The organism is Paenibacillus silvestris, from assembly GCF_009882985.1.
Lineage (GTDB): Bacteria > Bacillota > Bacilli > Paenibacillales > NBRC-103111 > Paenibacillus_E > Paenibacillus_E silvestris.
Genome location: NZ_WTUZ01000018.1, coordinates 29,691 through 44,191, shown reverse-complemented (window position 1 = coordinate 44,191; position 14,501 = coordinate 29,691). Strand labels below are relative to the sequence as shown.

The 14,501-nt window shown below is 44.2% G+C and carries 14 protein-coding genes and 1 other annotated feature; all 14 genes read left to right on the top strand.

The features are described 5' to 3' along the window. Positions 1–38 precede the first annotated feature (38 nt). Complete coding sequence (gene rlmB, locus GQF01_RS14920; protein WP_161407573.1) at positions 39–779, top strand: 23S rRNA (guanosine(2251)-2'-O)-methyltransferase RlmB; 741 nt, start codon at positions 39–41, stop codon at positions 777–779. A 5-nt stretch (positions 780–784) separates the two neighbouring features. Next, a complete protein-coding gene (locus GQF01_RS14915; protein ID WP_145669466.1) occupies positions 785–1,297 on the top strand; it encodes an NYN domain-containing protein in 513 nt (170 codons plus the stop codon). 118 nt (positions 1,298–1,415) lie between these two features. Beyond that, the gene (gene sigH / locus GQF01_RS14910) at positions 1,416–2,060 is read left to right on the top strand and encodes an RNA polymerase sporulation sigma factor SigH (RefSeq protein ID WP_028557511.1); all 645 of its coding nucleotides are present in this window, start codon (positions 1,416–1,418) and stop codon (positions 2,058–2,060) included. Between the two features lie 232 nt (positions 2,061–2,292). Beyond that, positions 2,293–2,442, top strand: a complete 150-nt coding sequence (rpmG, locus tag GQF01_RS14905; protein ID WP_079418041.1) for a 50S ribosomal protein L33 — start codon at positions 2,293–2,295, stop codon at positions 2,440–2,442. A 19-nt stretch (positions 2,443–2,461) separates the two neighbouring features. Next, positions 2,462–2,674 carry a preprotein translocase subunit SecE gene (gene secE / locus GQF01_RS14900; RefSeq protein WP_145669469.1) on the top strand — a complete coding sequence of 71 codons (213 nt, stop codon included), beginning with the start codon at positions 2,462–2,464 and terminating at the stop codon, positions 2,672–2,674. 24 nt (positions 2,675–2,698) lie between these two features. Next, complete coding sequence (gene nusG / locus GQF01_RS14895; RefSeq protein ID WP_029196473.1) at positions 2,699–3,232, top strand: transcription termination/antitermination protein NusG; 534 nt, start codon at positions 2,699–2,701, stop codon at positions 3,230–3,232. A gap of 89 nt (positions 3,233–3,321) precedes the next feature. Beyond that, positions 3,322–3,747: a 50S ribosomal protein L11 gene (gene rplK / locus GQF01_RS14890; protein WP_028557508.1), complete on the top strand. Its 426-nt coding sequence runs from the start codon at positions 3,322–3,324 to the stop codon at positions 3,745–3,747. Positions 3,748–3,862: 115 nt separating this feature from the next. Next, complete coding sequence (rplA, locus tag GQF01_RS14885) at positions 3,863–4,555, top strand: 50S ribosomal protein L1 (RefSeq protein ID WP_127457551.1); 693 nt, start codon at positions 3,863–3,865, stop codon at positions 4,553–4,555. Positions 4,556–4,609: 54 nt separating this feature from the next. Beyond that, positions 4,610–4,763: a sequence feature (ribosomal protein L10 leader region), on the top strand. A 65-nt stretch (positions 4,764–4,828) separates the two neighbouring features. After that, positions 4,829–5,335 (top strand): 50S ribosomal protein L10, encoded by a 507-nt coding sequence (rplJ, locus tag GQF01_RS14880; protein WP_161407572.1) that lies wholly within the window; start codon positions 4,829–4,831, stop codon positions 5,333–5,335. A gap of 63 nt (positions 5,336–5,398) precedes the next feature. Then, a complete protein-coding gene (rplL, locus tag GQF01_RS14875) occupies positions 5,399–5,764 on the top strand; it encodes a 50S ribosomal protein L7/L12 (protein WP_161407571.1) in 366 nt (121 codons plus the stop codon). A 134-nt stretch (positions 5,765–5,898) separates the two neighbouring features. Then, positions 5,899–6,495: a class I SAM-dependent methyltransferase gene (locus GQF01_RS14870; protein WP_161407570.1), complete on the top strand. Its 597-nt coding sequence runs from the start codon at positions 5,899–5,901 to the stop codon at positions 6,493–6,495. A gap of 407 nt (positions 6,496–6,902) precedes the next feature. Then, positions 6,903–10,442, top strand: coding sequence for a DNA-directed RNA polymerase subunit beta (gene rpoB, locus GQF01_RS14865; protein ID WP_161407569.1), 3,540 nt, complete (start codon positions 6,903–6,905; stop codon positions 10,440–10,442). A gap of 69 nt (positions 10,443–10,511) precedes the next feature. After that, positions 10,512–14,132: a DNA-directed RNA polymerase subunit beta' gene (rpoC, locus tag GQF01_RS14860; protein WP_161407568.1), complete on the top strand. Its 3,621-nt coding sequence runs from the start codon at positions 10,512–10,514 to the stop codon at positions 14,130–14,132. Positions 14,133–14,302: 170 nt separating this feature from the next. Next, positions 14,303–14,501 (top strand): ribosomal L7Ae/L30e/S12e/Gadd45 family protein (locus GQF01_RS14855; RefSeq protein WP_161407587.1); only part of this gene is annotated, 199 nt, incomplete at its 3' end.

Genomic DNA, 14,501 nt, shown 5'->3' with positions numbered 1-14,501 from the left:
GTTATGTTAAACGAGGAATTTTTAGGAGGAAGCAAGAGATGGATGAGGAATATATTGGCGGGAAACACTCCGTTATGGAGGCAATTCGTGCCGGTCGAACAATCAATAAAATTTGGATAGCAGAGAATGCGCAAAAGCAATTCGCAGGTCCGATTGTAGCGGAGGCCAAAAATCTAGGGATTCTTGTACAATTTACGGACAAGCGTAAGCTTGATCAAATGGTGGAAGGACTTCAGCACCAAGGGGTTATAGCGCAAGTAGCAGCCTATGAGTATGTAGAGGTGGAAGATATTCTTGCTAAAGCTAAGGCGCTTGGACAGGATCCTTTTATCCTTATTCTTGACGAAATTGAAGATCCTCACAACTTGGGCTCCATCCTGCGAACAGCGGATTGCACGGGCGTTCACGGTGTCATTATCCCCAAAAGACGCTCTGTAGGGCTAACGGCAACAGTTTCCAAGACATCTGCAGGAGCGGTTGAGTATGTCCCTGTTGCTCGAGTAACGAATATCTCGCAGACGATTGAACAGCTCAAAGAGCAAGGAGTCTGGGTCGCGGGGACGGATGTAACTGCAGCACAAGATGTATATAAAGCGAATTTCAGTATGCCGATAGCTCTTGTCATTGGCAATGAGGGCAAAGGTGTCGGCAGGTTAATTAAAGAGAGATGTGACTTCTTAGTTAAACTGCCAATGGCCGGAAATGTGAACTCTCTGAATGCCTCAGTTGCCGCGGGAGTCTTGATGTACGAAGTGGTTCGCCAACGAAATAAGAGCTAAAGCAGATGGAAGAGTTTCTAATCGTAGACGGCTACAATATCATAGGGGCATGGCCTGAACTGAGTAAGCTCAAGGATACCGATTTGGAAGGTGCTCGCGATAAGTTAATTCACATGCTGGCTGAGTACCAGTCTTATTCTGGCATGAAGGTATATCTGGTTTTTGATGCTTACATGGTACCTGGACTTGGGAAGAAGTATGTACAGAGCAAGTTGAACGTCCTCTACACCAAAGAGAAGGAAACCGCAGATGAAAGGATCGAACGATTGGTTACGAATCTGATGGGAAGACGTAAACAAATCTACGTGGCCACCTCCGATATGATTGAGCAGCACGTTATTTTCGGTAAAGGAGCTCTTCGGTTGCCGGCTGGTGAACTTCTCATCAAAATCAAACAGAATCGCAAAGAAGTTCGAGAACGCATTGAACCAGAAACGACAGCGAAGCGCAATCCGTTTGAAGGTAAACTGAGCAATGAGTTGAAGGCGCAGTTCGAACGATGGCGAAGAGGGGAGTAATCCTCCAAATGCTAGAAATGGAGGGCTTCCCCGTTGACGGTGTGAGATTTCATCATGTATACTTAACCTAAACTTTTAATGTGAATCTGGGTAGTCCTGCAGGCCGGAGGGATTGTTGGTGAGTGTCGACCTCAAAGAACTGAGAATGTATGATTATGACCTCAAGCCAGATGAAGACATTGTCGAGGCAGTCCGTGAAGGCAGTAGTGAAGCGTTGGAATATCTTATCAACAAATATAAGAATTTTGTGCGTGCCAAAGCACGTTCTTATTTTTTGATAGGTGCAGACCGAGAAGATATTGTGCAGGAAGGAATGATAGGTTTATATAAATCTATCCGCGACTTCCGAGGAGACAAGCTTGCTTCTTTCAAAGCCTTTGCTGAACTGTGCATTACCCGACAGATCATCACGGCGATTAAGACAGCAACACGTCAGAAACACATTCCTCTTAATTCCTACGTGTCACTGGACAAGCCTATCTATGATGAAGATTCTGATCGTACGCTGCTTGACGTCATCAGCGGTTCCAGGGTCACAGATCCTGAGGAGCTTGTGATTAATCAAGAAGAATTTACGGGACTTGAAGATAAAATGGGAGAGATATTGAGCGACTTGGAGCGTAGGGTCCTTATGCTCTATCTCGATGGTAGATCCTACCAAGAGATAGCAGTGGATCTTGATCGTCATGTTAAGTCTATTGATAATGCTCTTCAACGTGTGAAACGTAAGCTTGAACGCTATTTAGAAGTCAGAGATTTGTAGAATATGCCCGTGCTGCCTTGCTTGGTCTTGGCCGTGCGGGCCTTTTCTTTGTATGAGGTTTATTATATGGCCGGAGCGTCTATACTGATATTACTCTTGCAAATGTGAGACTTCTGCCTTGACACTCTGTAACGGGTTGTGATAAAGTATTTCAGGTAGCCCTAAAAGTCGCTTTCTTTTTGACGCGCTTCGAAGGGCTTTAATTAGAACGTGTCTGTAGGAGGTGTACATCATGCGGGTCATCATCACATTAGCGTGCACAAATTGCAAACAAAGAAACTATGCATCCACTAAAAATAAGCGCAACAATCCCGACCGTATTGAGTTGAAGAAATATTGCAAATTTTGCAATGAACATACTGCTCATCGCGAGACTAGGTAGTTCTTTGGAGGTGTAGTTTGTGGGGCTCTTGGCTAGAATGAGACAAAGCTTCGGATCCACTTTTTCCTTCTTCACCGACAGTTGGACAGAACTCAAAAAGGTCAAGTGGCCAAGTCGCAAAGAGATGACTACCTATACGCTTGTTGTGTTGGGTACTGTAGCTTTTGTTGCTATTTATTTTTTTGTGCTGGATCTTGGAATTTCTGAGTTGCTGCGCCTTGTTTTTAAATAAACAGGACTATAGGTGAATTTATTCATGGAAAAAAGATGGTACGTCGTACATACCTATTCAGGGTATGAGAACAAAGTGAAAGCCAACCTGGAGAAACGTGTTGAATCCATGGAAATGACGGACAAGATCTTCCGTGTGCTTGTGCCTATGGAAGAGGAACTGGTGAACAAAGACGGCAAGAAGAAAGTCGTCATGCGTAAAGTTTATCCAGGGTATGTCCTCGTAGAAATGATTCAAACGGATGACTCTTGGTACGTAGTACGTAATACGCCAGGAGTTACTGGATTCGTAGGTTCTACGGGATCCGGCTCTAAACCGACTGCATTATTACCTGAGGAAGTTGAATCTATTTTGAAGCATATGGGAATGGAAGAGCCGAAGGAGAAAATCGACTTCGAACTCAAAGAGACCGTACGCGTCAAGGTGGGACCTTTCGCAAACTTTGTCGGATCTGTTGAGGAAATTGTGGCTGACAAGGGTAAACTTAAGGTGCATGTCAACATGTTTGGTAGAGAGACCCCGCTTGAGCTCGATTTCGACCAAGTGGAAAAGCTATAACACAAGACAACCAAGGGTTTCTACCAGGTCTATTCCTCGGGATAGACCTTCGTTAGTGGGATCTATATTATAAACAGGAGGTGTCTATCATGGCAAAAAAGGTTATTAAAATCGTGAAGCTTCAAGTTCAAGCTGCGAAAGCAAATCCAGCACCACCGATCGGTCCAGCATTGGGTCAAGCAGGTGTGAACATCATGGCTTTCTGTAAAGAGTTTAACGCTCGTACTGCTGATCAAGTTGGCCTAATTATTCCAGTTGAAATCACAGTATTCGAGGATCGTTCCTTTACATTCATCACTAAAACGCCTCCGGCTGCAGTTCTTCTTCGCGTCGTTGCTGGTATCGAAAAAGGATCCGGTGAACCAAACAAAAAGAAAGTTGCAACTGTGAAACGTGCAAAAGTTCGCGAAATCGCAGAACAAAAAATGCCTGACCTGAATGCTGCATCCGTTGAGGCTGCAATGCGTATGGTTGAAGGTACAGCTCGCAGCATGGGAATCGTCATCGAAGATTAATTCCGCAAGGAATGCGGCTGTATAAACCATGGTTTATGTAGAAGTTTTCTCGGAAAACTTTGAGGTCGCTCGGTGGGAGGATTATCCGCTAATACCACTAAGGAGGATTTAAATTATGCCTAAACACGGTAAGAAATACCGCGAAGTATCTCAGCTTGTTAATGCTGAAACTTTGTACGATCCGTCAGAAGCAATCGAGCTTGTTAAGAAAACAGCTCCTGCTAAATTTGATGAAACTGTAGATGTTGCAGTTCGTCTGGGTGTAGACCCAAGAAAACAAGATCAGGCTGTTCGTGGTGTAGTAGTACTTCCACACGGTACTGGTAAAACAAAACGTGTACTTGTATTTGCTAAAGGCGAGAAAGCGAAAGAAGCTGAAGCAGCTGGTGCAGATTTTGTTGGTGATGCTGACATGATCAACAAAATCCAACAAGGTTGGTTCGAGTTCGACGTTTGCGTAGCTACTCCAGACATGATGAGCGAAGTTGGTAAACTGGGTCGTATCCTCGGGGGTAAAGGTTTAATGCCAAACCCTAAAGCAGGAACAGTTACTTTCGACGTGACGAAAGCTGTTCAGGAGATCAAAGCAGGTAAAATCGAGTACCGTCTTGATAAAGCGGGACAAATTCATGCTCCACTTGGTAAAGTATCTTTCGATGCAGACAAGTTGAACGAAAACTTCAAAGCATTGGTTGATGCGCTTGTAAGAGCGAAACCAGCAGCTGCTAAAGGTGTTTACCTGAAAAACATTGCTGTATCCTCCACAATGGGACCAAGTGTTCGAGTTAACGTAAGCTCCTTCAGATAAGTAATAGCTTCCAGTTGACTTCGGTTGCTGGGCGTGATACTCTATCAAAGGTCATAAAAATGAATATGCAAACCGTAGACAGTAGGTGCCGCGTGCTTAATTTCCTACCGAGGTGTTATGATATATATAGCGATTTCTTTGTAGATCAGGGAAAAAGTGAACACATCATGCCTTCGTAGCGTCTACGAAGGCATTTCTTATTGTTATAAGGAATGCTGATGCTCCTACTGTTTGTAATATTGAAACATAAATGCATAAGAAGTGAGGTGTACTATGGCAAACGCGAAAATTCTTGCAGCAAAAGAACAGGCAGTAGCTGAAGTAACTGAAAAGTTCAAAGCTAGTGCTTCTACAATCATCGCTGACTACCGCGGTTTGAACGTAGCTCAAGTAACACAACTACGTAAAACTTTGCGCGAAGCTGGTATTGAATTCGTAGTTCTCAAGAACTCGTTGGCTAGACGCGCATCGGCAAATGCTGAATTAGGATTGGATGAGTACCTAACAGGTCCAACCGCTATTGCTTTCAGCAAAGACGATCTAGTTGCTCCGGCGAAAATCTTGACTGAATTTGCGAAAAAGAATGATCAATTGAGCGTAAAAGGTGGCGTGGTCGAAGGCCGCGTAGTTGGATACGATCAAATCAAAGCACTTGCTGAACTTCCATCCAGAGATGGTTTGCTCTCCATGTTGCTTAGCGTTCTTCAAGCTCCAGTTCGTAACTTTGCACTTGCTGTTAAAGCAGTTGCTGAGAAACAAGAAGCTGAAGGTCAAGCTTAATTTCAGTGTACGAATCGATTTACAACAACAAACTAATTTATTAATGATAATGGAGGTTTAACCATGAGCACAAATGCAACGATCCTAGAAGCAATCAAAGGCATGACAATCTTGGAATTGAACGACCTGGTTAAAGCAATTGAAGAAGAGTTTGGCGTAACAGCAGCAGCTCCAGTAGCAGCTGGCGGTGGCGCAGCAGTAGCAGTTGAAGAAGCTCAAACTGAGTTTGATGTTATCTTGACTAGCGCTGGTGCTTCCAAAATCAACGTAATTAAAGTAGTTCGCGAAATCACAGGTCTTGGCCTGAAAGAAGCGAAAGACCTAGTTGACGGAGCTCCAAAAGCAGTTAAAGAAAAAGTTAGCGCAGAAGAAGCAGAAGCTGTTAAAGCTAAGCTTACTGAAGCTGGCGCATCTGTAGAAGTTAAGTAATTTCATTTCAGGAAACCTCTTGAAGCTTGCCTTCAAGAGGTTTTTTTACCTAAGCTTTTACCCTTAGGAAAGCCTTAGGAACGCTCGCAGTTATTTGATTTTCCTATTGGTAAAAATGAGGAGGGAATCTTAACGTGTCAGAGCATTATTATACGCAGCGCCCTACGGTTAAACATGATGTCAATGTAGCGCAAGAGGAACTGCGTGGCAAAAAGTACACATTCTTGACGGATGCTGGCGTCTTTTCGAAAAAAGGTGTGGATTATGGAAGCAAGCACTTGATTGAAACGATGCAGTTGAAAGAGGATGCGAAGGTACTTGATGTCGGCTGTGGTTATGGTCCGATTGGCTTATCAGCAGCTGTCATGTGTCCGAAGGGGCATGTGACAATGGTCGACATTAATGAACGGGCCATTGAATTAAGCGCAGAAAATGCGCGGCGCAATGGGATTGCCAATGTGTCGATTCTACAGAGCGATCTTTTGGAGCAAGTGAAAGAGCAACGTTTTGACGTTGTGCTCACTAATCCTCCGATTCGTGCCGGTAAAGAAGTTGTGCATCGCATTTTTACAGATGCCTATGATTGTTTGGTTGATGGCGGTTCGATTTGGGTTGTCATTCAGAAAAAACAAGGTGCGCCTTCAGCGATGAAAAAACTTGAGTCTCTATATAGTGAAGTTGTTGAAGTATCCAAGGATAAAGGCTACAAAATACTCAAGGCAACAAAATGAGTTTGAATGAGCTGTTGAGTACGGTCAATTATCCTGGAATGACCTCGATAGAGGTTTTCTCACAACCGAGGAAATTAGTTTGACTTGACTTTTCATATGTGGTATTATTAAAAAATGTCAGTATTAAGATGGGACACATGTCTTTAGTTAACAAAAATGTCAAGTACTTTTTTTCCTCCAGGATGAATAAAATTTGAACTTATAACGTATAATGTTTGAATTTTAGGATACTCTAACAGGATGGGAAGAAATATTTGGAAAGTCTTATTGATTACAGGGAAAAATCTTCATCCATACAGTCGCTTAATTCGGACGGGCTCCAATAACGGAGGCGTCCTGAGTGTACGTCGGTCGAAGTTTTTCTTCTTCTTTTTATTTATTGAGTAGAGTTGAGGGGTGAATGAAAGTTGGCGGGACATCTTGTTCAATTTGGACGACGTAAACGCAGGACTTATGCACGAATTAATGAGGTGCTGGGCATTCCAAACCTGATTGAAATCCAGCAAAAATCGTATGAGTGGTTTTTGGAAGAAGGATTACGTGAGATGTTTCAGGATATCTCTCCGATTCAAGATTTCACAGGTAACCTAGTACTGGAGTTTATTGACTATAGCTTAGGAGATCCTAAGTATTCTGTTGATGAATCCAAAGAACGCGACGTAACCTATGCGGCGCCGTTAAGAGTCAAAGTCCGTTTGATTAATAAGGAAACCGGAGAGGTCAAGGAACAAGAAGTGTTCATGGGGGATTTCCCTATTATGACCGATACGGGAACGTTCATTATTAACGGTGCGGAGCGTGTAATCGTCTCCCAGCTCGTTCGTTCCCCCAGTGTTTATTATAGCACGAAAGTGGATAAAAACGGCAAAAAAACTTACACGGCGACGGTCATTCCGAACCGTGGGGCTTGGTTGGAGCTTGAGACAGATGCGAAGGATATTATCTATGTTCGTATCGATCGCACGCGCAAAATTCCAGTTACGGTATTGCTTCGTTCATTAGGATTCGGCACGGATGCAGAGATTTTGGATTTGCTCGGTGATAATGAATATATCCGTAATACGCTCGATAAAGATAACACGGATTCTACGGAAAAAGCGTTAATTGAAATCTATGAGCGTCTTCGTCCGGGTGAGCCACCTACGCTTGATAATGCAAGAAGCTTGATCGTTGCTCGTTTCTTTGATCCGAAGCGTTATGATTTGGCTAACGTAGGTCGTTACAAAATCAACAAGAAATTACACATTAAAAATAGATTGTTCAATCAACGTCTGGCTGAAACTTTGGTAGATTCCGAAACGGGAGAAATCATCGCGGAAGCAGGACAATTGCTGGATCGTCGTGTGTTAGACGAAATCCTTCCTTTTATCGAAAAAGGAGCAGGCTACAAAGAGTTTACGATTCCAAAAGGTGTAACTGGCGCGGATACAATCCCTGTTCAGTGCATTAATGTGTACTCACCGACAGAAGAAGGCAAGGTTGTTAAAGTAATCTCTAATGGGGTTATCGACAAACAAGTTAAAAACATCACGCCTGCCGATATCATTTCATCCATTAACTATTTCATCAACTTGCTGCATGGCATCGGGAATACGGATGATATTGACCACTTAGGTAACCGTAGACTTCGTTCTGTTGGTGAATTGCTGCAAAACCAATTCCGTATCGGTTTATCCCGTATGGAACGTGTTGTTCGTGAACGTATGTCTATTCAAGATGCGAATGTCATCACGCCACAAGCTTTGATCAACATTCGACCAGTTATCGCGTCGATCAAAGAGTTCTTCGGTAGTTCCCAGCTATCTCAGTTTATGGACCAAACGAACCCGCTTGCTGAGTTGACGCACAAAAGACGTCTATCTGCACTCGGACCCGGCGGTTTGACGAGAGAGCGCGCAGGGATGGAAGTTCGTGACGTGCATCACTCTCACTATGGCCGTATGTGTCCAATTGAGACTCCAGAGGGACCGAACATTGGTTTGATCAACTCGCTGTCTACTTTTGCCCGTATTAATGAGTATGGCTTCATTGAAGCTCCTTACCGTTGGGTAGATCCGAAGACCGGAACGATTACTGACCAAATCGCTTACCTGACTGCGGATGAAGAAGATAATTATGTTATCGCGCAAGCAAACGCCGAATTGACAGAAGACAACAAATTTGTTGATTCAGCAATTATCGTTCGTTACAAAGATGATAACTTAACGCTGCCGGTTGAACGTGTCGACTACATGGACGTTTCTCCGAAGCAAGTTGTTTCCGTAGCGACAGCTTTAATTCCGTTCCTTGAAAACGATGACTCCAACCGTGCGTTGATGGGTTCCAACATGCAGCGTCAAGCGGTGCCTCTTTTGATTCCAAAAGCACCTCTAGTAGGTACTGGTATGGAGCACAAAGTCGCTAAGGACTCGGGAGTATGTATTGTCTCCAAATTTGATGGAATTATTGAGAAAGCTGCTGCGAACGAAATTTGGCTGCGCCGCCAAGAAATGGTAGACGGCAAATTAGTCAGCGGTAATATCGTCAAATATAAGCTTCACAAATTTATGCGTTCCAACCAAGGTACGTGCATCAATCAACGCCCGATTGTGAAAAAGGGTCAACTGATTAAAGCAGGAGATATTCTTGCTGATGGACCATCGACAGAACAAGGCGAATTGGCTTTGGGTCGTAACGTTGTCGTAGCCTTCATGACTTGGGAAGGGTACAACTATGAGGATGCGATCTTGTTAAGTCAAAAGCTTGTGAAAGAAGATGTCTACACATCCATTCACATCGAGGAATACGAGTCAGAAGCACGTGATACGAAGCTTGGACCTGAAGAAATTACGCGTGACATCCCGAACGTTGGGGAAGACGCACTGAAAAATCTTGACGAGCGCGGAATCATCCGTGTGGGTGCTGAGATCGGCGCTGGCGATATCCTCGTCGGTAAAGTAACACCGAAAGGTGTGACTGAACTTACTGCGGAAGAAAGATTGCTGCATGCAATCTTCGGAGAGAAAGCTCGTGAAGTTCGTGATACATCCCTTCGAGTACCGCATGGTACAGATGGTATTGTTGTTGATGTTAAAGTATTTACTCGTGAGAACGGCGATGAGCTGCCTCCAGGCGTTAACCAACTCGTACGTGTCTATATTGCGCAAAAACGGAAAATTTCCGAAGGCGACAAAATGGCGGGACGTCATGGTAACAAAGGGGTAGTAGCACGTATTCTCCCTGAAGAAGATATGCCTTTCCTACCAGATGGTACGCCAGTTGAGGTTGTACTGAATCCACTAGGGGTTCCTTCTCGGATGAACATCGGTCAAGTACTTGAAGTTCACTTAGGTATGGCTTCCAAGTACCTTGGTATCCACGCAGCAACGCCTGTATTCGATGGAGCGCGTGAGTATGACGTATTTGATGCTATGGAAGAAGCCGGCATGCAGCGTAGCGGCAAGACGATTCTGTACGATGGTCGTACAGGGGAATCGTTTGAACGCGAAGTTACAGTTGGCGTCATGTACATGATCAAATTGGCACACATGGTTGATGACAAAATCCATGCCCGTTCCACAGGACCTTACTCACTTGTTACTCAGCAACCACTGGGTGGTAAAGCGCAGTTTGGTGGACAACGTTTCGGGGAGATGGAGGTATGGGCGCTTGAGGCTTACGGTGCTGCCTATACACTGCAAGAGATTCTTACTGTTAAGTCTGATGACGTCGTAGGTCGTGTGAAAACGTACGAGTCCATCGTTAAAGGCGAGAATGTTCCAGAACCGGGTGTTCCGGAATCATTCAAAGTTTTGATCAAAGAGCTTCAAAGCTTAGGTATGGATGTCAAAATCCTTTCCGGCGACGAAGAAGAGATCGAAATGCGAGAAGCTGATGATGACGACGAAGTCACTAGCGATAAATTAAACCTAAATTTAGAGGGCTCTGAATTAGGAGTCAACGAATAAAGAACGCCACAATAGATCGAGATCGATTCACTGCATAGTGGGTTTAAATTCTTAAAGGAGGGTTGCTCCTTGATGGACGTTAACAACTTCGAGTTTATGAAAATCGGTTTGGCATCACCCGATAAAATTCGCTCTTGGTCCCGTGGGGAAGTAAAGAAGCCGGAAACCATTAACTACAGAACCTTAAAGCCTGAGAAAGAAGGTCTTTTCTGTGAAAAGATCTTCGGGCCAACTAAAGATTGGGAATGTCATTGCGGTAAATACAAACGCGTCCGTTATAAGGGCGTAGTTTGTGACCGCTGTGGTGTTGAAGTAACTCGCCAAAAAGTACGTCGTGAGCGTATGGGTCACATTGAGCTTGCTGCTCCTGTATCCCATATCTGGTACTTTAAAGGCATCCCAAGCCGCATGGGCCTTGCGTTAGATATGTCTCCAAGATCTTTGGAGGAAATCATCTATTTCGCTTCCTACGTGGTAACTGATCCAGGGGACACACCTTTGGAGAAAAAACAGCTGCTTTCCGAAAAAGAATACCGCAGCTACCGTGAGAAATATGGCTATGCGTTCCAAGCCGGTATGGGTGCTGAAGCTGTTAAAAAGCTTCTGATCGATATCGATATCGAACGTGAAGTTGATACACTCAAAGAAGAATTGAAAACAGCGCAAGGTCAACGTCGTAATCGTGCGATCAAGCGTTTGGAAGTTATGGAAGCTTTCCGTAACTCGAAGAACCTTCCAGGTTGGATGATTCTAGATGTACTTCCTGTCATCCCGCCGGAGCTTCGTCCGATGGTACAGCTTGACGGTGGACGCTTCGCGACTTCCGACTTGAATGATCTGTATCGCCGAGTTATCAACCGTAACAACCGTCTCAAAAGATTGCTTGACCTAGGGGCACCGGACATCATCGTTCAGAATGAGAAGCGTATGCTGCAAGAAGCAGTAGATGCTCTTATCGACAATGGTCGCCGCGGCCGTCCTGTCACAGGTCCTGGTAACCGTCCATTGAAATCCCTCAGCCATATGCTGAAAGGTAAACAAGGGCGTTTCCGTCAAAACTTGCTCGGTAAACGTGTTGACTACTCTGGTCGTTCCGTTATCGTAGTAGGACCTAACCTGAAGATGTACCAATGTGGTCTTCCGAAGGAAATGGCGCTTGAATTGTTCAAGCCTTTCGTTATGAAAGAGCTTGTGAATAAAGGTTTGGCCCATAACATTAAGAGCGCAAAACGTAAGGTTGAGCGTGTAAGCCCTGATGTGTGGGATGTGCTAGAAGAAGTTATCAAGGAGCACCCGGTTCTGCTGAACCGTGCCCCTACGTTGCATAGATTAGGTATTCAAGCTTTTGAACCGATTCTGGTTGAAGGTCGCGCTATTAAACTTCATCCGCTCGTATGTACAGCTTACAACGCTGACTTCGACGGTGACCAAATGGCCGTTCACGTACCATTGTCCTCAGAAGCGCAAGCTGAAGCTCGGTTATTGATGCTGGCATCTGGTAACATTTTGAATCCGAAAGACGGTAAGCCGGTTGTTACGCCTTCACAGGATATGGTTCTGGGAAGTTTCTATTTAACGACGGATAATAAATTTGCTAAAGGCGCAGGTTCTATTATTAGAACTGTCCATGAAGCAGTTTCTTCCTACCAATCGGGCAAAATGGCACTTCACGCTCGTGTTGCTATCCCAGCTAGAGCTTTGAATAAAACAAGTTTCACAGAAAAACAACAAAACGCAATGTTGATCACAACAATTGGTAAAATCATTATGAATGAAATTTATCCAGCTGATTTCCCTTTCATTAATGAGCCGACCAAAACGAACCTCCTGAACGGCATTCCAGATTCGCATTTTGTATTTGAAAAAGGTGCAGATCTAAAAGCTATCATGTTGGAACGTGATGAGAACAAAGCGGTAGGTAAAGAGTATCTTGGATCGATTATTGCTGAGTGTTTCCGTAAATATCACACAACGCAAACGTCCATGATTCTTGATAAAATTAAAGAGCTTGGATTTACGTATTCCACTAAAGCAGGTATTACTGTAGCCGTTTCTGACGTTGTCGTTCCTACTGAAAAAGTAGCCATTCTTAAAGAGTGTGAAGAGAAAGTACGCGTAGTTACGAACCAATACCGCCGTGGTTTGATTACGGATGAAGAGCGTTATGACCGCGTTATTGCGATCTGGAGTAAAGCGAAGGACGAAATCACAGATATTCTGATGAAATCCCTTGATAAATACAACTCCATTAGCATGATGGTTGAATCCAAAGCACGGGGTAACAAATCACAGATTACACAGCTTGGCGGTATGCGTGGTTTGATGGCGAATCCATCCGGTAAGATTATGGAGTTGCCAATTAAATCGAACTTCCGTGAAGGTCTGACAATCTTGGAGTACTTTATTTCCACGCACGGAGCGCGTAAAGGTCTTGCCGATACAGCACTTCGTACAGCGGATTCAGGATACTTGACTCGTCGTCTCGTAGACGTTGCACAAGATGTTATCGTTCGTGAGGACGATTGCGGAACAGATAAAGGGTTCATGGTAAGCAAAATTCAAGATGGTAAAGAGGTAATTGAAGATCTCTATGACCGTATTGAAGGACGCTATGCTTATGAAACGCTTCGTCATCCAAAAACAGGTGAAGTCATTGTTCAACGCAATGAACTCATCGAATCCGGAATTGCAGACACGATTATTGAAGCAGGTATCGAAAAACTGCAAATTCGTTCCGTACTAAGCTGCCGCACAGATCATGGCGTTTGTAAGAAATGTTATGGTCGCAACTTGGCAACTGGTCAATTTGTTGAGATTGGTGAGGCAGTAGGTATTATTGCCGCTCAATCCATCGGAGAGCCAGGAACACAGTTGACAATGCGTACGTTCCATACCGGTGGTGTTGCCGGAGACGATATTACGCAAGGTTTGCCGCGTATTCAAGAGCTTTTCGAAGCTCGGAATCCGAAAGGTCAAGCGATTATTTCTGAGATCGATGGTGTGGTCAAAGAAATCCGTGAAGCCAAAGATCGTCGTGAAATTGAAGTCCAAGGTGAAGCGGAATCCAAAGTATATGCAGTTCCTTACGGATCCCGTGTGCGTGTATCCCTGAACCAACAAGTTGAAGCTGGAGATGAGCTGACAGACGGATCTATCGATCCGAAAGAAATGCTGCGCATCAAAGGTATCCGCGGCGTGCAGAACTACATTCTGCAAGAGGTTCAACGTGTTTACCGTAACCAAGGGGTAGAAATTAACGATAAGCATATTGAAGTTATGGTTCGTCAAATGTTACGGAAAATCCGTATCGTCGATGCTGGAGATACAACGCTTCTTCCAGGTTCCTTCGTAGACATTCATGAATATGAAGCAGCTAACAAAGTAGCATTGTTCGCCGGTAATGAGCCAGCCGTTGCAAGACCTATCTTGCTCGGTATCACCAAAGCGTCTCTAGAGACTGATTCCTTCTTGTCTGCAGCATCATTCCAAGAAACAACGCGTGTCTTGACGGATGCAGCAATCAAAGGTAAGGTCGACCAATTGCTTGGTCTGAAAGAGAACGTTATTATCGGTAAACTCATTCCTGCAGGAACGGGTATGCCTCGTTACCGGAACATCCGTATTACGGACCCTAACGAAGTGCTCGTGCAAGATGAGGATCTCGAAAAAGAAACAGTAGCCGTTGAATAACGACTATTTATCTAAGAGGGATGGCCATAGTGCTGTCCCTCTTGGTTTTTTACGAATCTATGATTATGCAAAAGATATAAAGTTCTTCCTTGACACCTGAACATCAAAATGCTAATATATCGTAGTGTGCCTAAGTTGATATTCTTTCCTTTCTCTGGAGGGGGTGCCTTATGTCTTATGATAAAGTCAAACAGGCGAAGAATATAAGTGTAGGGACGAAGAAAGTCACTAAAACGGTCGAGCAAGACAGGGCTGTTGAAGTTTTTGTTTCTAAAGATGCAGATCCGCGATTGACGATAAAGCTGGTAGCTCTCTGTAATCAAAAGGGTGTGCCAATAACCTACGTAGATTCTATGAAGATGCTAGGTA